Below are 20,659 nucleotides of genomic sequence, written 5' to 3'. Positions count from 1 at the left end.
CAGCCTTGCGGTAGCGTGTGCGGGTGAGGCTTTCGCGCGCGCATCCTGTCCTCCTGGTGGGCCTGCTCCTTCTGAGCACGGGCCCCGCGTGGGGTCAGCACGTCTCCGAGGACGAGCCCGCGAAGCGCCCCGCGCCCGAGCTGACGCCCCCTCCGCTCGTCCCCGTGTCCCCTGGCGACAGGACCGACCCGGACAAGGACGACGACGAGGGCTTGAGCGGACAGACGCAGGACACGCCCCCGGACGACTCGGGGACGCAGGTGGCGGAGGAAGCCCGCCCCAGCCGCAAGGCGGCCGTGGAGGACCCGGTCCCGCGCATCGCGGTGGAGTTCGTGGGAGGCACCGCCGGTGGCATCGCAGGCGGCGCGGTGGGGCTCGTGGTGGGCTACCTGCTGGGCGCGCCCACGGTGGGCTGTGACGAGTGCAACGTCGTCTCGCTGGTGGGCGGCCTCACCGGCGTTGTCATCGGCGTGCCCGCGGGGACGTGGGCGGGCGGGCGGCTGATGGACGGCAAGGGCACCATCCTCGCGACCGTCGGAGGCAGCCTCGTGGGCTGGGGCGGCGCACTGCTGGGCTCACTCGTGCTCGGGGCCGACGACGACAAGGCCGTCTCCGCGCTGCTGCTCTTCCTGCCCGTCATCGGCGCCACCACGGGCTACGAGCTGTCGCACCAGTCGCACTCGGCCGTGAAGCCCGTGGCGCCCACGCGCGCGGACACCGGCGTGCGACTGATGCCCGTGGCCGGGATGACCGAGCACGGGCCCCGCTTCGGTCTCATCGGGCGTTTCTAGAAACCCCTCACACGAACCACGCCCAGGGGGCTGCTCGAGCAGGATGGATGCGCGCATCCAGGCGCGACCTCCACACGAACCGCACCCGATGCGCCGCCGAGAGCAACCGCGCACCTGAGACGGGCGGCGAGCCCCGAAGCAGATGCACTGGGGATGCATCAACCTCGACCGGCGAGAATGACCGAGCACGGACCCGCTTCGGTCTCCTCGGGCGCATCTAGCAGCACCTTCGGGCACGTCCCGCCGAACTCGAAGCACGCCTCCAGAGGCCCCCTTCCAAACGAGCCTCACCACGGCCCGCGGTGAGTGCCCGACGATGCCTCGCGCCTAGCTCCCCTGTCGGAAGTAGCGAGCCGACTCCTCGCGCACGCGGCCCTCGGCCACCAGCTTCTCCAGCGTGGCCAGCGCGCTGCGCTCCGCCACCGGGTGCATCACCGGCGGCGTGTCCGCGTACGCGCGCTCCACCACCTCGGCCAGCGAGACGCCGTCCGCGGGCACCGCGTCGAAGATGAGCGCCTCGCGCTGCGCGCGGTGGTTCAGGTACTCCTGGAGCTTCGAGGGACCATCCGGCAGCGGCTGCCCATGCGCCGGGTACAGCGTCGTGACAGGCCAGTCGCGCAGCCGCGCGAGCTGCGCCAGGTAGTCGCGCATGTTGCCCTCGGGCGGGTCGATGACGATGGAGCCCACGCCGGCCACCATGTCCCCCACCACCGCCGAGCGACTGCGCTCGTCCACCAGGCACAGGTGTCCCCGCGCATGCCCCGGCGTGTGCAACACGCGCCAGCGCTGCGGCACATCCCCGGCCAGCTCCAGCACCTCGCCATCCTCCAGCAGCCGCTCGACGGGGAAGTCGAGCCACTCCGCCGTCTTCGCATGGCACCAGAGCGGAATCCCCAGTCGCTCCTTCACCGCGCGCGCCCCGCCCACGTGGTCACCGTGGTGATGCGTCAGCACCACCGCCACCGGCTTGCACCCCTCCGCCTTCAGGCTCGACACCAGCGACAACAGCTTCGCGTACTGCTTCACGTCCCCGGAGCCCGGGTCCACCAGCAACAGCTCGCCGTTGCCCAGCACGTACGCGTTCGTGTGCGTCGCCGGAGGCAGCGTGGCCGTCTCCAGCGCCACCACGCGCACACCCTTCTGGAACTCGATGCGCTGCGAGATGTACCCAGGGCAGTACGGCGGCGTCAGCAGCCGCGCCCGCGCATCCGCCTCGTCCTTGAACGAGCCCAGCACCTGGAGCGCATGCACCGCCGGAGGATGCAGCAGCGCCGTGCCGTCGTTCCACCGCGCCAGCGCCGCCTCGGGCGCAATCCACGCCCCCTCCGACAGCTCGCCCGGCCACAGCTCCGCGCGCGCCTTGGGCGGCAGCTCCACCAGGTAGAAGTGCGTGTCGAAGCGCACCGGCACCGACGGCGGCGTAATCCACCGCCCCGCGCCCCGGAAGTCGTCCGCGCGCAGCGCCAACCCCTCCGCGTGCAAAAGCTCACCCCACCCGAGCTTCCCCCCGAGCAACGCCTTGCGCAGGGCGTCCAGCTTCTCCTGCGAGAGCGCCTCGGCGCCCTCGGCCACCAACACGCCCGCCTCCTCGAACAGCTCGCGCGCCGCCGCCGAGCGCAGCGCGGCCTCCTCGCCCGTGACACCCCGCACCGGCACCTGCGCGTCCGCCGCGTCCAGCTTCCCACCGGGGAACGCATAGAAGCCGCCGGCGAAGGCCAGCGCCTTGCCGCGCTTCACCCAGTACACCTCCACGCCCGCGCCCACGCGGCGGTACAACAACGCCACGGCCGAGCCCCTGGGCTCACTGGGGACATGCTGCAGGTCCAGGCCGAGGCCCAGACCGGGGAGTCGCTCGCTCATGTTCGCACCGTCTGGCCCAACAGCTGGCCCATCAGCTCGTGCGCCGCGGCCGACTGGTCCGGCCTCACATACAGCCGGGTGAGGCGCACCGCGCCACTGTAGCGCTGATACAGCGGCGTGTAGCGCGCCACCTCCGTCAGCCGACCCGTGGAGGCGTCGACGATGAAGAGGCTCGGCCCCGTGCTCGAGGGCCCCGAGGCGTACTTGCTGAGCACGTTCACGGACTCGACGACGTAGTGCTCGAAGCCCGACGAGACGAGCGCGCTCCTCAGCACGTCCAGGTCATACCCGGCGTCGCGCTCGGTGAACTGCGCCAGCAGCTTGAAGCCCTGCCGCGTGATGATGCGCTGGGCCCACCGGTTGCGCGAGCGGCGCAGCGTGTACCAGAGCGCCGAGTCGTCACAGAGCAGGAACGCCTCCGGGTCCGAGGGAATCTCGAACTCCCCCGGCGACTCCTCGTAGTAGCGCCGCAGCATGTAGTCGAAGCTCACCGACGTGTGGTGCAGATAGACCGACACGAACATGTGGTAGCGGCTGAGCAGGAAGTCCTCGAAGGCGAACGCCGCCGCCCGGCTCAGCGCCAGATAGGCCCGGCCGTCCTTCACCGCCGGGTTGAGGTTGTTGATGATCCAATCCATGTCGTACCGGCCGTAGTTCACCCCCGTGTAGAAGGAGTCACGCAGCAGGTAGTCCATGCGGTCCGCGTCCAGCTCGCCGGAGACGATGGCGCGCAGCAGGGGCGCCCAGTCCACGCCCTGCCAGGTGAAGCCCGGGTCCTTGGGCGGACGCGCGCCGGTGATCAACGCCACCGCCGCCATGGGGGTGATGCCGAGCCGCCCGAACTCGCGCTCGATGATGGGCGTCAGCGAGCTGTCGAGGAGGATCTTCGCCGTGTAGTCCTCGTGGGTGGCCTGCTCGCCCTCGGCCGCCGAGTCCAGCCAGCCGGGCAGCCGCAGGAGCGAGCGCTTCGGGGCGATGCGCTCGGAGGCGTGCGACAGCGGCATGTGCCCCAGGTCATGACACAGCACGGCCAGACGCACCGCGGTGGAGAAGCGCTCGCGCACGTCGTCGGGCAGCGTGGAGCGCGAGGCCACCGCGGCGAACACCCGCGCGGCCACGTGCATGGCGCCCAACGAATGGATGTGCCGGGTGTGCGTGGCCCCGGGGAAGGCCAGGTCGCCGAAGCCGAGCTGCCGCACATAGCGAAGCCGCTGGTAGTGCCGGCTGTCGATGACCGCCTTCTCGGCGTCGCTCACCGGGATGGTGCCGTGGATGGGGTCGCGGATGCGCATGATGCCCTTTCCATACTCCTGGATACCCCCACCGGAGGTATTCCACCGTACTTCAAGCCCTGGCGGGAGGTAGCCCAGGAGGTAACCAACCGTCACCTGCGGACTGGGCGAGGACCGAGGGACGTGCTAACCCTCGGCCACCTCCGAATGCACATCATTCTGCTGCACAACCGCGACCACGAGCTCCTCCAGGATGACCCGGGCCGGGAAGCCCGCGAGGACGTGGTGCGGGTCGCCGCGGCGCTCGCCGAGGCCCTCACGAAGGGCGACACCCTCGCCGAGCCGCTCGCCATCGAGGGCGACCGGCTGGACTTCGTGGACACGCTGCGGCGGCTGCAGCCGGACCTGGTCATCAACCTCTGCGAGTCGCTCGCCGCCGACAGCCGCGGGGAGATGGCCGTCCCGTGCCTGCTGGACGCGCTGGGCCTGGCCTATACGGGCTCGTCCGCCCTCTCGCTGGGCCTCGCGCTGCACAAGCCCAAGGCGAAGGAGCTGCTCTGTGCGCGCGGCGTGTCCACCCCGGGCTTCCGGGTGGTGGAGCGGCTGGAGGATGCGCTGGCGGTGGACCTGTCCTGGCCCCTCATCGTGAAGCCCGCGCGCGAGGACGCCAGCATGGGCATCAGCGGGGACTCGGTGGTGCACGAGCGGGCGGCGCTGGTGCGCGCCTGCGAGCGGGTGCTGCGCGAGTTCCATCAGCCCGCGCTGGTGGAGCAGTTCATCGCCGGCCGCGAAATCTACGTGCCGCTGCTCGGCAACCAGCCGCGCCGCGCGCTGCCGTTGACGGAAATCCACTTCGGACGGACCTTCGAGGACCGGCCGAACATCGTGTCGTACAGCGCCAAGTGGGAGGCGGGCTCCGACGAGTACCGGGATACGCCCGCCGGGCCGTGCCAGGTGGATGCGGCGCTGGAAGCTCGTTGTGTGCAGGTCGCGCTGGAAGCCTTCGCAGCACTCGATTGTCAGGACTATGGCCGGGTCGATCTCCGGGTGTCTCCGGAGGGCGTGCCCTACGTCATCGATATCAACCCCAACTGCGACCTCCATCCGGGAGCCGGGTTCGCCAGGGCCGCGGCCTCCGCGGGCCTGGACTACGCCGCGCTGGCCGCCCGGCTGGTGGAGGTCGCTACCGAAAGAGCCCATGGACATCCGTCCCATCGAAGAAAAGGACCGGGAGCCCCTCGCCGCGCTGATTCGAAAGATCGAAACCTTCTCGCCGCAGGAGGTTGAGGTCGCCATCGAGCTGGTGGGCGAGGCCCTGAAGTCGGGCAACACGGACTACGCCATCATCGTCGCGGACCGGGCCGGTCAGCTGGTGGGCTATGTCTGTTACGGCCCCACGCCGATGACGGAGGACACGTACGACCTGTACTGGATTGCGTCCGCCACGGAGGTGCGTGGCCAGGGCGTGGGCGCGGCGCTGGTGTCCGGAATGGAGGGCGATTTGCGCCGTCGCAACGGCCGGCTCATCCGCGTGGAGACGAGCGCCACGGAGGCCTACGGCCCCACGCGCGGCTTCTACGCGTCCATGAAGTACGGCGAGGAGGCGCGCATCCGCGACTTCTACAAGGTGGGCGACGACCTCATCATCCTCACCAAGCGGCTGTAGTCCACCGCACGGGGTGTGGGGCGGGTGAAGACTTTGCCCGCCTCCCCCGTTAGAAGGGGCGTGATGACCCGCACGCTCCGACCGATGTCCCTGGCCCTCGTGGCCTTGTGCGCCCTCTTGACGGGCGCGCCCTCCGCGAAGGCCGCCGCGCCCGCCAAGGCCGCCGCGCCCGCGAAGGCCGTCTCCCTCCCCGCCGACGCGTCCGACGTGCTGAAGGCGCCGCGCCCCCAGGGCGGCGAGTTCTTCGGCCTGTACCTCATGGACAAGAAGGTGGGCTGGCTGTTCACGGACCTGGTGCTGGTGCCCGGGGCGGTGCCCCAGGTGAAGAGCGTCAACCAGCTGGTATTCAAGGCGCTGGTCGGCACGCGCCTGTCGGAGCGCAACCACCGCGAGGAGCGCGTCTACGAGGCGAAGGCCGGCGGACGGCTCCTGTCCTTCACGGTGACGCAGCGCGGGGATGGTGGCGACCAGACGCTGGAGGGCACGACGACGCCCGACGGGAAGCTGCGCGTGGTGCGCAAGCGCGTGGGCTACGCGGACGAGGTGCTGCCGCTGTTGCCCGCGCCGAAGGAGCACGTGGAGGACGCGGACCAGGCGCGCGTGGCGCTCTTTCGCAAGGCGAAGGTGGAGGGCTTCTCGCTCGACGGGATGGACCTGGAGACCTACGGCCTGTCGACGACGGTGGAGGCCCCGGAGCAGCGCACGCTCAACGGGGTGAAGGTGAAGCTGGGCAAGGCCAGCAGCCTGTCGCAGAAGGAGAAGGTGCCGGTGGACTCCTACGTGACGCAGCGTGGGGAGATGGTGCTGGTGGACTTCGGCAAGACGATGCAGGCGCGCAAGGAGACCGAGGCGGTCGCCAAGCGGATGGACCTGGTGGAGGTGTTCGGTCTCACGCGCGTGGTGCTGCCCAAGCCGCTGCCCGAGGCGGCGCGCGCGGTGCCCGGCAACGTGAAGCTGGTGGTGCAGGGGCTGCCGGAGAAGTTCCGCGTGGAGACGTACCGGCAGAAGTTCACGGCCCGGCCGGATGGCGGCGTGGACGTGACGCTCCTGGCCGCGGCGCCCGCGACGGCGAACCGCAAGCCCCGGCCGCTGACGGACCCGGACGGCGGGGAGAACCTCAAGTCCACGCTCATGGTGGAGAGCGACGCGCCGGCCATCCGCGAGCAGTCCAAGAAAATCATCGGGGACGAGAAGGACGCGTACCGCGCCGCACAGAAGGTGAACACGTGGGTGGCCACACACCTGGAGAAGGACTACGGCGCCAGCGCGGACCGGGCGACGGATGTGCTGCGCCAGAAGCGCGGTGACTGCACGGAGCACTCGCTGCTGAGCGTGGCGCTGCTGCGCGCGGCGGGAATCCCGGCGCGGCGCGTGGACGGCGTCATCTACATGGTGAACCAGGACGGCGTGCCCGCGCTGTACTGGCACGAGTGGGTGGAGGCGTTCGTGGGGGAGTGGACCCAGATGGACCCCACGTTCAACCAGCCCGTCGCGGACGCCACCCACTTCGCGTTCGGCTACGAGGGCAACGCCGAAATCACGCCCCTCATCGGCACGCTGAAGGTCGTCGAGGTGAAGTAACGCGGCGAACCTCCGGGGGACGTGCTCACGCCCCCCGGGGCGCCAGCGCCAGTCGCTCGACGAGTTCCTTCGCATCCGTGCGAGGCACCTCGCACGCGAAGCCCCGGCACAGGTACGCGGCGCCCTTGCCGCCCACCGGCTCGCGTCCCTCGAACAGCTCCTTCAGGAGCGCGGGCACGGGCCTCCCCTCCTCCTTCCAGCCGAACGCGAACGTCGGCGCGTAGACGCGGTTCGCCACGCTCAAGAGCGGCGCCACCGCCTCGCGCGAGCCGCTGAACGTCACCCCCGCCGCGCCCTCCAGCAGCGCGTCCGCCGCGAGCCCCAGGTAGCCGTAGCCCATCGCGTTGGCCACCAGCCCCTCGCGCATCTTCGCCACGTACTTCGTCGGCAGCTCCAGGTGGTGCTCGTGGCCCGTGAGCGCCGCGAGCGCCACCTGCGCCTCCGTCAGCGTGGAGGCCCCCGAGGGGAACGCGTTGTCGAACAGGCCATACGTCGCCACCACCAGGTCCTTCTGACCGCGCGGCGCCGTGAAGTACGCCCGCTTCTCCTCATCCCAGAACAGCTCCACCGCCCGCTTCACCAGCGCCTCGGCCGCCTCCAGGTACTTCACGTCGAACGTGGCCTGGTACAGCGCCGTCAGCCCCGAGGCGAGGTTCCCGTAGTCCTCCAGGAACCCGTCGATGCGCGCCTGCCCCTCCTGGTACGAGCGCGAAAGCCGCGTCCCATCCCACAGCTTCGCCAGCACGAAGTCCGCCGCCGCCACCGCGAGCCGCGCCCAGTCCGGCCGCTCGAAGACCCGCGACGCCAGCGCCAGCCCGCGAATCATCAACCCGTTCCACCCCGCGAGAATCTTGTCGTCCCGCCCTGGCTTCACCCGCTGCTCGCGCGCCTCGAACAACACGCGCCGCGCCTCGACGAGCTCGCGCTCCACCTCCGCCACCGGGAGCCCCCGCTCCCGCGCCAGCGTGTCGGCGGGCACCACCACCTCCAGCACCGTGGCCCCGTGCTCGAAGTTCCCCTGCGGCGTGACGTGGAAGTGCCGCATCACCAGCGCCGCGCGCTCGGGCGACAACAACCCGTGGAACTCGTCCGGACGCCACACGAAGAACTTCCCCTCCTCGCCCTCGCTGTCCGCGTCCTGCGCCGCAAAGAAGCCGCCGCCCGCGTCCGTCATCTCGCGGCGCACGTACTCCACCGTCTCCTCCACCACCTTGCGCCACAGCGGACGCGACTCCACCTGCTCGGCCTCCGCGTACAGGTGCACGAGCTGCGCGTTGTCGTAGAGCATCTTCTCGAAGTGCGGCACCAACCAGCGCGCATCCACCGAGTAGCGATGGAAGCCTCCGCCCAGCTGGTCGTAGATGCCCCCCAGCGCCATGCGCTCCAGCGTGAGCAGCACCGCGTCCTTGAGCGGCGCGCCACCGCCCCGCCGCCACGCGCGCAAGAGCAGCGAGAAGTTCATCGGGTTGGGGAACTTGGGCGCGCCACCGAAGCCGCCGTGCACCGGGTCCACCTGCTGGACCATGCGCTTGCCCATCGTCACCACGTCCTCCGCGGACAGCACGCCGGGCGCCGCGTCCAGCCCATACGCGGCCAATTCCCCCAGGCCTTCGGCGAACTGCTCGGACTGCCGCAGCACCTCCTCGCGCTTGTTCGCCCACGCGTCCCGCAGCGCCATCAACAGCCGGGGGAAGCCCGGCCGGCCATAGCGGTCCTCCGGCGGGAAGTATGTGCCGCCGAAGAAGGGCTTCAGGTCCGGCGTGAGGAACACCGTCAGCGGCCACCCGCCGCCCTGCCCCATCAGCTGCACCACGCCCTGGTAGATCTGGTCCAGGTCCGGCCGCTCCTCGCGGTCGACCTTGATGTTGATGAAGCCCTCGTTCATCAGCCGCGCGGTGTCGGGCGACTCGAAGGACTCGTGGGCCATCACGTGACACCAATGGCACGCGGAGTAGCCCACCGAGAGCAGGATGGGCTTGTCCTCGGCGCGCGCGCGAGCGAGCGCCTCATCGCCCCAGGCGAACCAGTCCACCGGGTTGTCGGCGTGCTGGCGCAGGTACGGCGAGGGCTCCTGGGCCAGACGGTTGGCGGAGCCGGACGACGGAGGGTGGGTGGCCATGGGGTCTCCGGGCGGGAACTGCCGGACCCAGGGCATATGGAGCCCCGCCATCCGGAGCAAGTCCCAATGGCGCGACCCTCCACTGTCGAACGCGAGCAGGGTACGCTGTCGACAAGACGTGAGCATGGTTTCCCTCACCCCCGCCCCGCCCAACCCCGTCGGCCTCGGACTGAAGACGTGCATCGCCCTGGTGGGCGTGGCGCTCATCGTGAGGCTCATGCTGGCGTTCGGCACCGACGTCTACTTCGACACCGCCTACTACTGGCAATGGTCGCGGCGACTCGACTGGGGCTACTACGACCACCCTCCGCTCGTCGCGTGGCTCATCGCCCTGCTCGGCATCCACGCCACCGCGCTCGTGTGCGGCGTGGGCACCATCGCCGCGGTGTGGGGCCTGGCGCGCGACGTGTACCAGAGCCGTCAGGCCGCCTGGAGCGCCGCGGCCCTGTGGAGCGTGGTGCCCGGCGGCATGGTGGCCGGCGTCTGGGCCACGCCGGACTCGCCGCTGCTCCTGTTCTGGACGCTGGCCCTGTGGGCCCTGTGGCGCGAGCGCTGGGTGTGGGCTGGCGTGGCGTCGGGGCTCGCGCTGCTCGCCAAGTTCCCGGCGGTGCTCCTGGGCGTGGCCTTCCTCATCACCGCGGTGAAGGTGCGCCGCCTGCCCAAGGGCGCGTGGGGCACGGGCGCGCTGGCGGCGCTGTGCCTCCTCCCGGTGCTGCTGTGGAACGCGCGCCATGACTGGGTGGGCATCGCGTTCCAGTTGCGTCACGGCCTCGAGGGCAAGGGCGGCTGGGGCACGCTCGGTGAGTTCATCGCGGGGCAGCTCGCCTTCGGTGGGCTGGTGATTCTGCCCCTCGCGTTCGTCTATGCGTTCAAGGGCCCGCGCGAGCAGTTCCTCCTGCGCATGGCCGCGCTCGTGCCGCTGCTGTTCTTCGGCTACGCGGCGTCGCGCGCGCGCGGCGAGGTCAACTGGACCACCATGGCCTATGTCAGCGTCTGCGTGGGCGTCGCGGGCATGCGCAGGCCCTGGCAAATCGCGGCGGCCTCCTCGGGGCTCGCGGTGGTGCTCGCGGTGACGCTGCACCTGTTCTTCCCGGTGCTGAACTTCAAACGCGATACAGCCCTGTGGCGCACCCACGGCTGGGACGTGCTCAGCCAGCTGTCCACGCCCGAGAAGCTCTTCCCGGGGATGAAGCCAGACAGCGTCGTCGCGGTGTTCGCCGGCAACTATCAGCTGGCGTCACAAATCGCACACTACGCCCGCGTCCCCGTGGGCACCGCCGGCCCCGTCCGCTTCAGCCAATATGACGTCTGGGGAGAGCCCCCCATCCCGCCTGGGAAAGATGTGCTCTGGGTGGAAGAGGATGGCCCGTTCGCTCCCGCCGCCCTCACGGACCGCTTCGAAATCATGGACGAGCACGTCGAGCTGGTTGGAACTTTCCAGGGACGTCGTCTGCATTTCTTCCGGGTGTGGTGGGTCCGCAATGCCAGACCCTGACGTGCCCGGGAGGGCATGACAACTTTCAAAGCCTCTCACCGACAACAAGGGAAACCGTTTTTGCCCACTAAACGGAGGTCCCCCATGTCGACTGTCTCCCCTGCGGGTTCGCGTCGAGTCTCCACCTCCGCCACCGCGGCCGCCGCCACGCCCCCCACCTTGAAGAAGGGCTCCCAGGGCCCGACGGTGACGACGCTGCAGAAGAAGCTGGCCGCCGCGGGCTTCAGCCCGGGCCCCGTGGACGGCATCTTCGGGCCGAAGACGCAGGCGGCGGTGCTGTCCTTCCAGAAGGCGAAGGGCCTGGTGCAGGACGCAATCGTGGGCCCGAAGACGTGGGGCGCGCTGAACAAGACGGGCGGAGCCAGGCCGCCCGCGCAGCAGCCGGGCACGAAGGGCAGCGCGGAGACCTTCGTGCAGAAGGCGCTCGCGCAGCGCGGGGACCGCTACGTCTTCGGCGCGGAGACGAAGATGAGCGACAAGAACCCGTCGAAGTGGGACTGCTCGGAGCTGGTCGAGTGGGCGGCCCACCAGGCGGGCGTCAAGGTGCCCGACGGCACGATGAACCAGCTGCCGTACTTCAAGCAGAAGGGCACCACCATCTCCGTGGACGAGGCCCTGCGCACGCGCGGAGCGCTCCTGTACCGCCCCGGCCACGTGGCCATCAGCCTGGGCGACGGGCGCACCATCGAGGCGCGCGGCTCCGCGTACGGGGTGAACATCTTCAGCGCCCACAACCGCGGCTGGACGGCCGGTGCGCTCATCCCGGGCCTCAAGTACGGGTGAGCCGCTGACGCCCCACAGGGTGTAGAGTCCGGACGTGGCGGCGCGGGTGACGCGTCGCTCGCGCTCCCCATGGACTTCACCCTCTTCGTCGTCGGGCTCATCAAGGTGGTGCTGGGCGGCCTCGTGGCCGCGCTGGGCATCTGGCTGGCGTTGCGCGGGCTCAGCCGCATCCTCGGCTCCCGGCCGGAGGAGGAGCTGCGCCAGGGCAACGTGGCGGCGGGCCTGGTGCACGCCTCCAGCCTGGTGTCGCTGGGGCTGCTGGTGCAGCACGCGGTGCAGGCCACGTCGGACGCGGTGGACCTGGCCGTGCGCGCCCCTCACTTGCAATGGTCCATGGTGCCGGGGCTCGTCGCCGTGGCCGCGCTGCACGTGGGCCTGTCGCTCATCGTCGGCGTCACCGTGCTGGCGCTGGGCATCCTCCTGTTCGACCGGATGACGCCCGGCATCGACGAGCTGGCGGAGGTGCGCAAGGGCAACGTCGCCGCGGGGCTCATCCTCTCCGCCATCCTCCTGGTGCTCGCGCTCTTGACGGCGCCCGGGCTCCAGGCGGCCCTCAACGGGCTCATCCCCTTCCCCCAGCTCCCCGAGGGGACGCTGGTGGCGCCGGCCTGACACGGGAGGCGACGGACGAGGCCATGTCCACGAGCGCCGGACTGAAGACGGCCCTGAAGCTGCTGCTCGCCGGGTTCACGCTGACCAGCGTGCTGTGCTGCCTGGGCGTGGGCATGGTGGGGCACCTGGTGGACACGAAGGCGCCGGCCGTGGAGCCGGGGCTGCCTCCGAGCGCGGACGTGGTGGACCTGGGCCTGGTGCTCATCCCGGCCGACACGTCGCCCTCGCGCGCGCGCACGTACGACTGGAACACGGAGGGGCTGCGGCCGCCGGGCAGCCGGCTGGGGTACGGCCTGGGTGAGCTCTTGGACGCGTGGCTGGAGGACCAGCACAAGGTGCTCGGGCGCAGGCTGCGCTACCGCTCGCTGGGCCAAGAGCGCTTCACCTACCAGCCCCCGAGCGGCTGCTCCGCGGACATGCGCTGCATCTACGAGGAGCTGATGCGCGGCAACGCGGGGCCCGTGGAGGCGCTGGGCGAGCGCTTCATGGTCACCATCCGCGAGCGCGGGCTGGACTCACAGCAGGCCGCGCGGCTCATCCTCGGCTTCGTGCAGCGCATCCAGTACGAGGTGCCCACCGATGAGCCCTTCGGCATCATCCCCCCGGCGCTGGTGCCGGCGAGGAACCGGGGGGACTGCGACTCCAAGGCGCTGCTCGCGGTGATGCTCCTGCGGCAGGTGGGAATCGAGGCGGTGATGCTCTACTCGGACCCGCTGGCCCACGCGGCGGTGGGCGTGGGCCTGCCGGGCACGGGCACCCGCCTGCGACACGGCGGGCGCAGCTACCAGTACGCCGAGGTCACCGCCGAGGGCTGGCCACCGGGCATGATTCCGCCCAAGTACGACAAGCCCCGGCTGTGGCGGGTGATGCCGCTGGACGCCGTCACCTCCGGCTAGCGCGGCTCCGGCGTGGACCCGGCAAGCACGCCTCGCAGGTAGCGCTCGTAGGCCTCCTTCATCGGCAGCTCCGAGTCCACGCCCAGCCGGCGGCGCGTCGTCTGGTGCCTGGAGCCATCGCGCGGGTCCACGCCCTCCTTCACGTAGCGCTCCCAGAAGATGGCGGAGCCCCGGCGCTGCCACAAGGGCAGCTCGTTGAAGTGGATGCCGCGCTGGAAGAGCAGCTCGTTCTTGAAGGCGACCGGCTTGCCGTCCAGCTCGCGCGTGGCCTGCGCCGCGCTCAAGCCCTCCTTGCGCAAGGTCCAGTAGCACCAGCCCTGCAACGCGCACCGGCTGCCGTCCGCCTGCCGCCACGTGAAGTAGTCCAGCACCGCGCGCTCGTCCGCGCCCAGCCACACGCGCCCGTCGAACACCGCCGGCACGCCCGCCGCGTGCGTGAAGGTGGCGCTGGCGAGGCCCGCCGACAGCGACACCAGCTTCTCCACCGCGCGGTCGAACAGCGATGCGTCCGGCCGCAGCAGCACGGAGATTTCGTCGCTCTGCGTGTACGCGTACACGCCCTGGAGTTCCTCCAGCAGCGTGCTCGCGGTGCGGACCATCCACCGGTGGAAGAGCGGGTCGAAGGGCTTCTCGAAGCGCTCCTGCGTGAAGCGCGAGAAGCCCCGCCCGTCCACGCGCAGCACCGCCCAGGCGCCCGGCAGGAGGCGCAGCGCGTGGAAACACTCCCCCTGTCGCATGCGTCCGGCCAGCTCGTCAGCGTCCAGCATCCGTGTCCTCCTTCCAGTCCTCGACGATGAAGCCGCCCTCGGCGGCCCAGCGCACGTGGTACAGCGAATCGAAGCCCTCTTCGCGGCGCGGCCGGCACAGCCGCTTCACCGTGGCGTACAGCGCCACCTCCGGCACCCGCGCCCGACCCTCGCGCCGGGCGTTCCGGGCGAGGCAGTCCTCCAGGCGCGACTCGAAATAGAAGCCCACCACCCGCGCGCCCAGCCCATGCCCCAGGGCGATGAGCGGGGAGCGCTGCTCACAGTCGGGGTGCGTGTTGTCCACCACCACTGAGCGACCGGCCACCAGCGCCTCGGTGACGAGCCGACGCTGACGCGCCTCCTTGCGACGCGCGTGCGGCCACAGGTCCTTGCTCACCAGCACGTGCGTGTCCGCGAAGCGCTCGCGGAAGAAGCGGCTCTTGCCGGAGGCCTGCAACCCGATGAAGAGGATGAGTTCCATGGCGGAAGCCCTCCGGACGCGGCGCCGACAGACCGGCTGACGCTCGACCCCGCGCCGCGCATGCGCACCGCTCGCGGGATACCCACGCGCCACTCACCACGTCGCGCGGGCTTGGAGCCTCGCGTCTACCCGGATTCGCTCGCGCTGTACGCCGCTGCACAGCTCGCGCACCTTTCGCGGCGAATGTGTTGATTCGACTGGCTTTGCTCGATTAACAATTAAGTCTCGAATTAATTGATTTCAAGAGTTGTCGTAATCCGCCGTCCGGACTGAAGTCCGGAAGAGGCGGCCGCAGCACGAAGCGCAACCCGAGCAGGAGACACCCATGAAGACCTCACTCTCGTCGTATGCGTTACGTTGGCGTCGGCTCTCCGTCATGGCCCTGGGCCTGGGCATGGTGGCCCCCGTTCCGGTCCTCGCGGCCTCGAAGTCCCCCTCGCGCGTGGAGCGCGCGTCGCTGCTCCCCGCGCGGGTGGTGGACGCGGCGGCGTTGGGCTCGGCGAAGCAGGCCACGGGCCTGGTGGCGACGGCGGGCGGACGTCACGCGCTCGTCACGGGCGCGGGTCGCGTGCTGCACCGCACGGACAACACCATCCAGTCGCTGAGGACGCTGTCCGTCCCCAAGACGACGCTGCAGCTGCACGTCTGGGAGGAGACGGGCGCGGACGGCAAGCGCCAGGACTTCTTCGCCTACAGCCGCGGCGGCACGGAGCTGCTCGGGCGCGCGCAGCCCACCTCGTACCAGGTGCGACTGGCGCACGTGAGCTTCGACCCGGTGCGCCAGGGCGCGCCGCTGGTGGCCGACACGCTGGCCGCGGACACGGGGAACACGCTCTCGCTGGTGCAGCTGCAGGCCACGCCGCTGCCGGAGCTGCGCGAGGCGCTGGAGCGCGAGGGTGGCAAGGTGCTGCGCTTCCTCACGGACCACACGTACCTGGTGGAGCTGGACGCGGACGCGCGCAAGCGCGTGGCGGAGCTGCCCTTCGTGCGCTGGGTGGGGCCGTACCATCCCGAGTACCGCGTGGAGGACGTGCTGCGCGAGTCGCTGACGGGGCGCGCGGCGAAGATGGAGCCGCAGCGCTACTCCATCATGGTGGGCGAGCGCGGCAGTGCGCGTCAGGACGAGGTCGCCGAGGCGGTGCGCAAGCTGGGCGGCACGGTGGAGCTGGTGGAGGCCGGCGGGCTGCGCGTGGAGGCCACGCTCACGCAGGACCAGCTGGAGCGGCTCGCGCGCTCCAACGCCGTCCAGTACATCGACCGGTGGGGCGGGCCGGGTGAAGTGGACATGAACAACGTGCGCGAGGTCGGCGGCGCCAACTACATCCAGACGGCCGAGGGCTTCACCGGCCAGGGCGTGCGCGGCGAAATCTTCGACACCGAGCTGCGCACGACGCACCAGGAGTGGGCGACGCCGCCGCTCATCCACAGCACGTCCAGCGCGGGCAGCGCGCACGGGACGAGCTGCTACAGCATCAACTTCGCCAGGGGCGTGGACGCCACCGCGAAGGGGCTCCTGCCGGACGGCCAGGGCATCTTCTTCCTCTACAGCCAGTCCAGTCAGTTCGGCGGCACCAAGTCGCGCTACGACATCAACCGCGAGCTGACGGACCCGGCCGGCCCCTACCGCGCCGTGTTCCAGACCTCCAGCGTGGGCAGCACGCTGGGCACCGCGTACACCACCATCTCCGCCGAGGTGGACGACTACCTGTTCAAGCACCCCATCCTGAGCACCCAGTCGCAGAGCAACTCCGGCACGCGCAACTCGCGGCCCCAGGCGTGGGCGAAGAACATCGTGTCGGTGGGCGGCTTCTACCACTACGACAACGCCAACCGCGACGATGACCGCTGGAACGGCGGCGCGAGCATCGGCCCCGCGGCCGACGGGCGCATCAAGCCGGACCTGTCGTTCTTCTACGACGCGGTCCGCTCGGCCAACAACTCGAGCAACACGTCGTACTACAACTTCAGCGGCACCAGCGCGGCCACGCCGCAGACGGCGGGCCACTTCGGCCTCCTGTTCCAGATGTGGCACGAGGGCGTGTGGGCGGGCTTCGGCGGCGGCGCGGACGTGTTCGACAGCCGCCCGCAGATGGCCACCGCGAAGGCGCTGATGATCAACCTGGCGCACCGCTACAACTGGAACGTCACCGGCAACAACGCGGACCTGACGCGCGTGCGCCAGGGCTGGGGGACCGCGGACCTGAAGCGGCTGCATGACCGCTCCGGCTCCACCAGCATCATCAACGAGACGGACACCCTGCTGCCCCTGGGCGTCAACGAGTACAAGGTCTCCGTGACGGGCACCGAGAAGGAGTTCAACGTCACGCTCGTCTACACGGACCCGGCCGGCACGGTGGGCGCGGCCCAGGCGCGCATCAATGACCTGTCGCTGCGCGTGACGTCGCCCTCGGGCATCGTCTACTGGGGCAACAACGGCCTGTCCGCGGGCAACGTCTCCACGGCGGGCGGCGTGTCCAACAAGGTCGACACCGTCGAGAACGTCTTCCTCGTCTCGCCCGAGGCGGGCAGCTGGAAGGTGGAGGTGCTGGGCGACGAAATCGTCCAGGACGCCGACCTCTCCACGCGCGTCATCGACGCGAAGTACGCGCTGGTGGTGAGCGGCGGCCTCATCGTCCCGTAGCGCCTTCGCGCCGGGACCGGGAAGCGGGCCTCGGCTCGCGTGCCCGAACACCTCGTCCGTGAGCGCATGGCTCACGGGACACCACCGGGGTCGGCCCGTCGGCCCCGGTGGTGCATCGCCCCCCCGAGGCGCCCTCCCGCCTCGCGCGGATGGACCGAGGTCGCCCCCACATTGACGAGCGGCGCACCCGAAGCGCCTCGAGTCCGGCGGCGTGCCTCGGACGTCCGCATCCATCGTTCACGGAGCGCCGCCAGCGGCCGTCCTTCGCGTCCTCGCCGCGCGAAAGTCCGCTGGCCTGGCCTCGGCGCTGACCATCGCGACGTGCACGGGAACACCGCTCCGCCCTCCGGGCGACACGGGCGCACCCAAGACACTGGCCGCCCGACTCGCCCGCGTGGCATGACTCGGCGCCATGGCCCGTGACGTCTCCTTCTTCGACCAGCTCGGCTCCCTCCTCGCCAAGGAGCGCGAGGCCGAGAAAGCCCGCCTGGCCACCCTCGCCCAGGGCCTGTCCCTCCACGAGCGCGAGGAGCAGGGCCTGTCCGTCCTCGACCTGGAGACGGTGGAGGAGGCGGTCGGCCTGGGAGGCCGCGTCCTGTTGACGCTCGCCCGCGCCGACCGCGCGCGCCTGCCCGCCCGGCTCCACAACGGAGACCTGGTCGCCGTGCTCCCCCGCCGCGCCGAGGTGAGCGAGCCCGCGCGCGCCCTCGTCTCCCGCGCCAGCGCCACGCGCCTGCAGCTCGCCTTCGACCGCTCCCCGCCGCCCTACGTCCACGAGGGCCTCCTGCGCCTGGACGTCGTCCCCAACGACATCACCTACGAGCGCATGCGCGCGGGCCTGCAGCGCGTGAAGGCCATGGACAAGGGCCTGGAGCGCCGCAAGCGCGAGGTCCTGCTGGGCAACGAGCCCCCGCGCTCCGACACCCCCAGGGACTTCGAGCCGAGCCGCCCCCTCAACCCCGAGCAGCTCGACGCCGTGAAGCGCGCGCTCGCCGCCGAGGACTTCTTCCTGGTCCACGGCCCCCCGGGCACCGGCAAGTCCACCGTGCTCGCGGAGGTCGCCGCCCAGGCCGTGGCCAAAGGCCAGCGCCTCTTGTGCACCGCCGCCAGCAACGCCGCCGTGGACCACCTGTTGGACCTGTGCCTCGCCAAGGGCCTGCGCGCCATCCGCGTGGGCCACCCCGCCCGCGTCGCGGCCCGACTCCAGGAGCACACCCTGGACATCGTCGTGGAGGAGCACCCCGACCGCGTCATCTCCCGAGACCTCTTCGACGAGGCGTTCTCCCTGCTCGGCTACGCCCGGCGCCAGCGCACCCAGGGCCGCAGCCGCGAGCGCTTCTCCAACGCCCGCGCCTCCACCACGGAAGCCAAGGCCATGCTCGACGAGGCCCGCGCGCTGGAGAAGAAGGCCGTGCGCTCCGTGCTCGCCAACGCGGACGTCGTCTGCGTCACGCTCGCGAGCCTGGAGTCCAGCGTGCTCGCCGGCGAGAAGTTCGACCTGGCCCTGCTCGACGAGGCCACCCAGGCCACCGAGCCGCTCGCGCTCCTGGGCTTCCTGCGCGCCCCCATCGTCATCCTCGCCGGAGACCCGCAGCAGCTGCCGCCCACCGTGCTCTCACAGGAAGCCGCGCGCGCGGGCCTGGCGGTGAGCCTCTTCGAGCGCCTGCTCGAGGACCATGGCGACGGCGTCAAGCGCATGCTGCGCGAGCAGTATCGGATGAACGCGCGCATCATGGACTTCCCCTCGCGCGAGATGTACGCGGGCCAGCTGCGCGCGCACCCCTCCGTCGCGGACCACACGCTCCAGGACGTGCTGCCCCCGGGCACCGAGGTCGACGCCCCGCCCGTCCTCTTCCTCGACACCGCCGGCAAGGGCTTCGATGAGGAAGTCGAGCCCACCACCCACAGCCTCTTCAACACCGGCGAGGCGAGCCTCATCGAGGCCCGGGTGCGCGCGCTGCTCGGCCACGGCCTGGACCCGCGCGAGCTCGCCGTGATTACGCCCTACAGCGCCCAGGCCCACCGCCTGCGCGAGCGGCTGGAGCCCTTCGCCCCCGACGTGGAGGTCGACACCGTGGACGCCTTCCAGGGCCGCGAGAAGGACGCCATCCTCGTCTCCCTCACCCGCTCCAACAGCGAGGGCCAGGTGGGCTTCCTCAACGATTTGCGCCGCATGAACGTCGCCCTCACCCGCGCGCGCCGCCACCTCTTCGTCGTGGGCGACTCCGCCACCCTCAGCGGCCACCCCTTCTACGCCCGCTTCATCGAAGGAACTCAAACGAGCGCCGGCTACCGCTCCGCCTGGGAGTGGCCCGACGCCCCCTGAGCGCAATGCCTCACATCGGCAGGTCCACGCCGACCCAGCCCTGGGGTACTACGCAAGGACTGTCGGGGTCAGCCTCCAAAAATTGTCGCAACGGCGAACCAAATTTGTCACCTCCACCCACCTGTGCGGGGGAGCGCATCCGGATATCAGGTATTTGGCTCAAGCCCCGTTGTCGGGCATGAGACATGCTTACCGCCGTGGCGGGGAGGAACCGCCACATGTCTCAACGTCCGAACGTGACGAAGGAAAACGACGTCTGGGTTCTCCGTATCGAAAAGGAGAACGGCAAGGTGCAGGAGTACCGGTGCGCCACGGAGAACCAGGCCCGGCAGCTGGCCATGGTGATGTCCAAGCCGGACACGGGTGGGCCGCCGCGTCCGCCGTCGCCGGTCCGCTAGGCAGACCATGAGATAAGGCACGGGTCAGGAGCCGCCCGTGTCCCTCTCTCTCGAATCCCGCTTCGTCGACGCCCAGGGCCTGCGCCTGCACGTGCGCGTGCGTCCAGGCGCCCCCACCCGACCCGCCGTCCTGTTCCTCCACGGCTGGCTGGACCACTCCCACAGCTTCGACGCCGTGCTCGAGCACGTGCCCGCCGACTGGCGCGTGGCGCTGCTCGACTTCCGAGGCATGGGCCAGAGCGCCCACGCCCCGCCCGAGGCGAACTACCAGGCGGGAGACCACCTGCTGGACGTGGAGGCCGCGCTGGACGGGCTGGGCTTCGAGCAGGCCCACCTGGTCGGCCACTCGCTCGGCGGCATCATCGCGCTGACGTACGCCGCGGTGCGGCCCGAGCGCGTGCTGGACGTGGCGCTCATCGAGAGCCTGGGCCCCACCGGCGGCCCGCCCGAGTACGCGGTGGAGCGGCTGCGCGCCTTCATGAACGACGCGCGCCGGCCGCCGAACTCCAAGCCCTATCCGGACGTGGAGGCCGCCGCCGCGCGCTTGAGGGAGAACAACCCCACCCTGCCCCCGGCCGCCGCCTTGCACCTGGCCCGGCACGGCACCCGGCCGCATGAGAAAGGAGGCGTGGTCTTCACGTTTGATCCACGACACCGCCGGAGGTTCGCGCACGGACACGACGAGGCGCAGTGGCTGGCGCTGCAGGAGCAGGTGCGCTGCCCGGTGCTCCTCGTCCGGGGCCAGGACGGGCTGTGGCCGGACGCGGCGAAGCTGGACCGGCGGCTTGAGGCGCTGCGTACACTTTCGGGCCCTCCGCTCGTGCTCCCGGGTGGGCATCACGTCCACATGGAGCGTGCCCAGGATGTCGCCCGCGCGCTCGCGGACTTCATCCGCTGAAGGGCTGTCACCCGGTCAGAACGCCCGGAAAACTCTTTCCCAGGCGTGGGCAAGTCGGTTCCACCCCAGGCTCCTTACCGCCACTGCGCATCCCAACCCCTTGAATTCAGGACAGCGTCCTCGTCCTTTCGGTT

General features: G+C 70.7%; 17 protein-coding genes. 12 read left to right on the top strand and 5 right to left on the bottom strand.

The annotated features are described in order from the left end of the window. Window positions 1-23 precede the first annotated feature (23 nt). Complete coding sequence (locus tag K8625_RS01700; RefSeq protein ID WP_223781656.1) at window positions 24-791, top strand: GlsB/YeaQ/YmgE family stress response membrane protein; 768 nt, start codon at window positions 24-26, stop codon at window positions 789-791. Window positions 792-1,118: 327 nt separating this feature from the next. Here K8625_RS01700 and K8625_RS01695 read toward each other — a convergent pair whose 3' ends face one another. Continuing rightward, window positions 1,119-2,651, bottom strand: coding sequence for an MBL fold metallo-hydrolase (locus K8625_RS01695; protein WP_223781655.1), 1,533 nt, complete (start codon window positions 2,649-2,651; stop codon window positions 1,119-1,121). After that, window positions 2,648-3,943, bottom strand: a complete 1,296-nt coding sequence (locus K8625_RS01690; protein WP_223748466.1) for an HD domain-containing protein — start codon at window positions 3,941-3,943, stop codon at window positions 2,648-2,650. Before K8625_RS01690 ends, K8625_RS01695 begins: the two co-directional genes overlap by 4 nt. 147 nt (window positions 3,944-4,090) lie before the next feature. Between K8625_RS01690 and K8625_RS01685 the strand changes: the two genes are divergently transcribed. The 3 genes from K8625_RS01685 to K8625_RS01675 all read left to right on the top strand — a co-directional run bounded on the left by K8625_RS01685 (window position 4,091) and on the right by K8625_RS01675 (window position 7,130). Next, window positions 4,091-5,170 carry a D-alanine--D-alanine ligase gene (locus tag K8625_RS01685; RefSeq protein ID WP_223748465.1) on the top strand — a complete coding sequence of 360 codons (1,080 nt, stop codon included), beginning with the start codon at window positions 4,091-4,093 and terminating at the stop codon, window positions 5,168-5,170. Next, window positions 5,082-5,549: a GNAT family N-acetyltransferase gene (locus K8625_RS01680; protein WP_046718419.1), complete on the top strand. Its 468-nt coding sequence runs from the start codon at window positions 5,082-5,084 to the stop codon at window positions 5,547-5,549. The genes K8625_RS01685 and K8625_RS01680 overlap by 89 nt, the downstream gene beginning before the upstream one ends. Before the next feature lie 63 nt (window positions 5,550-5,612). Then, window positions 5,613-7,130: a transglutaminase family protein gene (locus K8625_RS01675; RefSeq protein ID WP_223781654.1), complete on the top strand. Its 1,518-nt coding sequence runs from the start codon at window positions 5,613-5,615 to the stop codon at window positions 7,128-7,130. Between the two features lie 25 nt (window positions 7,131-7,155). On the opposite strand, the gene K8625_RS01670 is transcribed toward K8625_RS01675, so the two are convergent. Beyond that, window positions 7,156-9,249, bottom strand: a complete 2,094-nt coding sequence (locus tag K8625_RS01670) for a thioredoxin domain-containing protein (RefSeq protein WP_223781653.1) — start codon at window positions 9,247-9,249, stop codon at window positions 7,156-7,158. A gap of 124 nt (window positions 9,250-9,373) precedes the next feature. Here K8625_RS01670 and K8625_RS01665 point away from each other — a divergent pair, with 124 nt between their 5' ends. From K8625_RS01665 to K8625_RS01650, 4 genes are all read left to right on the top strand, one after another. Continuing rightward, a complete protein-coding gene (locus K8625_RS01665) occupies window positions 9,374-10,744 on the top strand; it encodes a glycosyltransferase family 39 protein (protein ID WP_223781652.1) in 1,371 nt (456 codons plus the stop codon). A gap of 84 nt (window positions 10,745-10,828) precedes the next feature. Next, window positions 10,829-11,527, top strand: a complete 699-nt coding sequence (locus K8625_RS01660) for a peptidoglycan-binding protein (protein WP_223781651.1) — start codon at window positions 10,829-10,831, stop codon at window positions 11,525-11,527. Window positions 11,528-11,596: 69 nt separating this feature from the next. Continuing rightward, a complete protein-coding gene (locus K8625_RS01655; RefSeq protein WP_223748460.1) occupies window positions 11,597-12,139 on the top strand; it encodes a DUF350 domain-containing protein in 543 nt (180 codons plus the stop codon). 23 nt (window positions 12,140-12,162) lie between these two features. Further along, entirely contained in the window at window positions 12,163-13,035 is an 873-nt protein-coding gene (locus K8625_RS01650) for a transglutaminase-like domain-containing protein (RefSeq protein ID WP_223781650.1), read from the top strand. On the opposite strand, the gene K8625_RS01645 is transcribed toward K8625_RS01650, so the two are convergent. Both K8625_RS01645 and K8625_RS01640 read right to left on the bottom strand, forming a co-directional pair. After that, complete coding sequence (locus K8625_RS01645; RefSeq protein WP_305070668.1) at window positions 13,032-13,802, bottom strand: tRNA(His) guanylyltransferase Thg1 family protein; 771 nt, start codon at window positions 13,800-13,802, stop codon at window positions 13,032-13,034. The genes K8625_RS01650 and K8625_RS01645 overlap by 4 nt on opposite strands. Further along, window positions 13,789-14,262 carry an ATP-binding protein gene (locus tag K8625_RS01640; protein ID WP_223781649.1) on the bottom strand — a complete coding sequence of 158 codons (474 nt, stop codon included), beginning with the start codon at window positions 14,260-14,262 and terminating at the stop codon, window positions 13,789-13,791. Before K8625_RS01640 ends, K8625_RS01645 begins: the two co-directional genes overlap by 14 nt. A 325-nt stretch (window positions 14,263-14,587) precedes the next feature. Between K8625_RS01640 and K8625_RS01635 the strand changes: the two genes are divergently transcribed. The 4 genes from K8625_RS01635 (at window position 14,588) to K8625_RS01620 (ending at window position 20,525) form a co-directional block, all read left to right on the top strand. Next, window positions 14,588-16,903: a S8 family serine peptidase gene (locus K8625_RS01635; RefSeq protein WP_223781648.1), complete on the top strand. Its 2,316-nt coding sequence runs from the start codon at window positions 14,588-14,590 to the stop codon at window positions 16,901-16,903. Between the two features lie 412 nt (window positions 16,904-17,315). Then, complete coding sequence (locus K8625_RS01630; protein WP_223781647.1) at window positions 17,316-19,229, top strand: AAA domain-containing protein; 1,914 nt, start codon at window positions 17,316-17,318, stop codon at window positions 19,227-19,229. Between the two features lie 218 nt (window positions 19,230-19,447). Beyond that, window positions 19,448-19,627, top strand: a complete 180-nt coding sequence (locus K8625_RS01625) for a hypothetical protein (protein WP_223748455.1) — start codon at window positions 19,448-19,450, stop codon at window positions 19,625-19,627. 37 nt (window positions 19,628-19,664) lie between these two features. After that, the gene (locus K8625_RS01620) at window positions 19,665-20,525 is read left to right on the top strand and encodes an alpha/beta hydrolase (RefSeq protein ID WP_223781646.1); all 861 of its coding nucleotides are present in this window, start codon (window positions 19,665-19,667) and stop codon (window positions 20,523-20,525) included. Window positions 20,526-20,659 lie beyond the last annotated feature (134 nt).

This window comes from Myxococcus sp. AS-1-15 (genome assembly GCF_020037055.1).
In the GTDB taxonomy this organism is placed as follows: Bacteria; Myxococcota; Myxococcia; order Myxococcales; family Myxococcaceae; genus Myxococcus; species Myxococcus fulvus.
The sequence above is the reverse complement of the archived record's forward strand: the minus strand, read 5'-3'. Positions and strand labels throughout refer to the sequence as shown.

What these genes read in the sequence shown, in the direction of transcription:
- K8625_RS01695 (WP_223781655.1), bottom strand. Translation starts at nt 2,651, where the DNA reads ATGAGCGAGCGACTCCCCGGTCTGGGCCTCGGCCTGGACCTGCAGCAT.
- K8625_RS01690 (WP_223748466.1), bottom strand. Translation starts at nt 3,943, where the DNA reads ATGCGCATCCGCGACCCCATCCACGGCACCATCCCGGTGAGCGACGCC.
- K8625_RS01685 (WP_223748465.1), top strand. Translation starts at nt 4,091, where the DNA reads ATGCACATCATTCTGCTGCACAACCGCGACCACGAGCTCCTCCAGGAT.
- K8625_RS01680 (WP_046718419.1), top strand. Translation starts at nt 5,082, where the DNA reads ATGGACATCCGTCCCATCGAAGAAAAGGACCGGGAGCCCCTCGCCGCG.
- K8625_RS01675 (WP_223781654.1), top strand. Translation starts at nt 5,613, where the DNA reads ATGACCCGCACGCTCCGACCGATGTCCCTGGCCCTCGTGGCCTTGTGC.
- K8625_RS01670 (WP_223781653.1), bottom strand. Translation starts at nt 9,249, where the DNA reads ATGGCCACCCACCCTCCGTCGTCCGGCTCCGCCAACCGTCTGGCCCAG.
- K8625_RS01665 (WP_223781652.1), top strand. Translation starts at nt 9,374, where the DNA reads ATGGTTTCCCTCACCCCCGCCCCGCCCAACCCCGTCGGCCTCGGACTG.
- K8625_RS01660 (WP_223781651.1), top strand. Translation starts at nt 10,829, where the DNA reads ATGTCGACTGTCTCCCCTGCGGGTTCGCGTCGAGTCTCCACCTCCGCC.
- K8625_RS01655 (WP_223748460.1), top strand. Translation starts at nt 11,597, where the DNA reads ATGGACTTCACCCTCTTCGTCGTCGGGCTCATCAAGGTGGTGCTGGGC.
- K8625_RS01650 (WP_223781650.1), top strand. Translation starts at nt 12,163, where the DNA reads ATGTCCACGAGCGCCGGACTGAAGACGGCCCTGAAGCTGCTGCTCGCC.
- K8625_RS01645 (WP_305070668.1), bottom strand. Translation starts at nt 13,802, where the DNA reads ATGCTGGACGCTGACGAGCTGGCCGGACGCATGCGACAGGGGGAGTGT.
- K8625_RS01640 (WP_223781649.1), bottom strand. Translation starts at nt 14,262, where the DNA reads ATGGAACTCATCCTCTTCATCGGGTTGCAGGCCTCCGGCAAGAGCCGC.
- K8625_RS01635 (WP_223781648.1), top strand. Translation starts at nt 14,588, where the DNA reads ATGAAGACCTCACTCTCGTCGTATGCGTTACGTTGGCGTCGGCTCTCC.
- K8625_RS01630 (WP_223781647.1), top strand. Translation starts at nt 17,316, where the DNA reads ATGGCCCGTGACGTCTCCTTCTTCGACCAGCTCGGCTCCCTCCTCGCC.
- K8625_RS01625 (WP_223748455.1), top strand. Translation starts at nt 19,448, where the DNA reads ATGTCTCAACGTCCGAACGTGACGAAGGAAAACGACGTCTGGGTTCTC.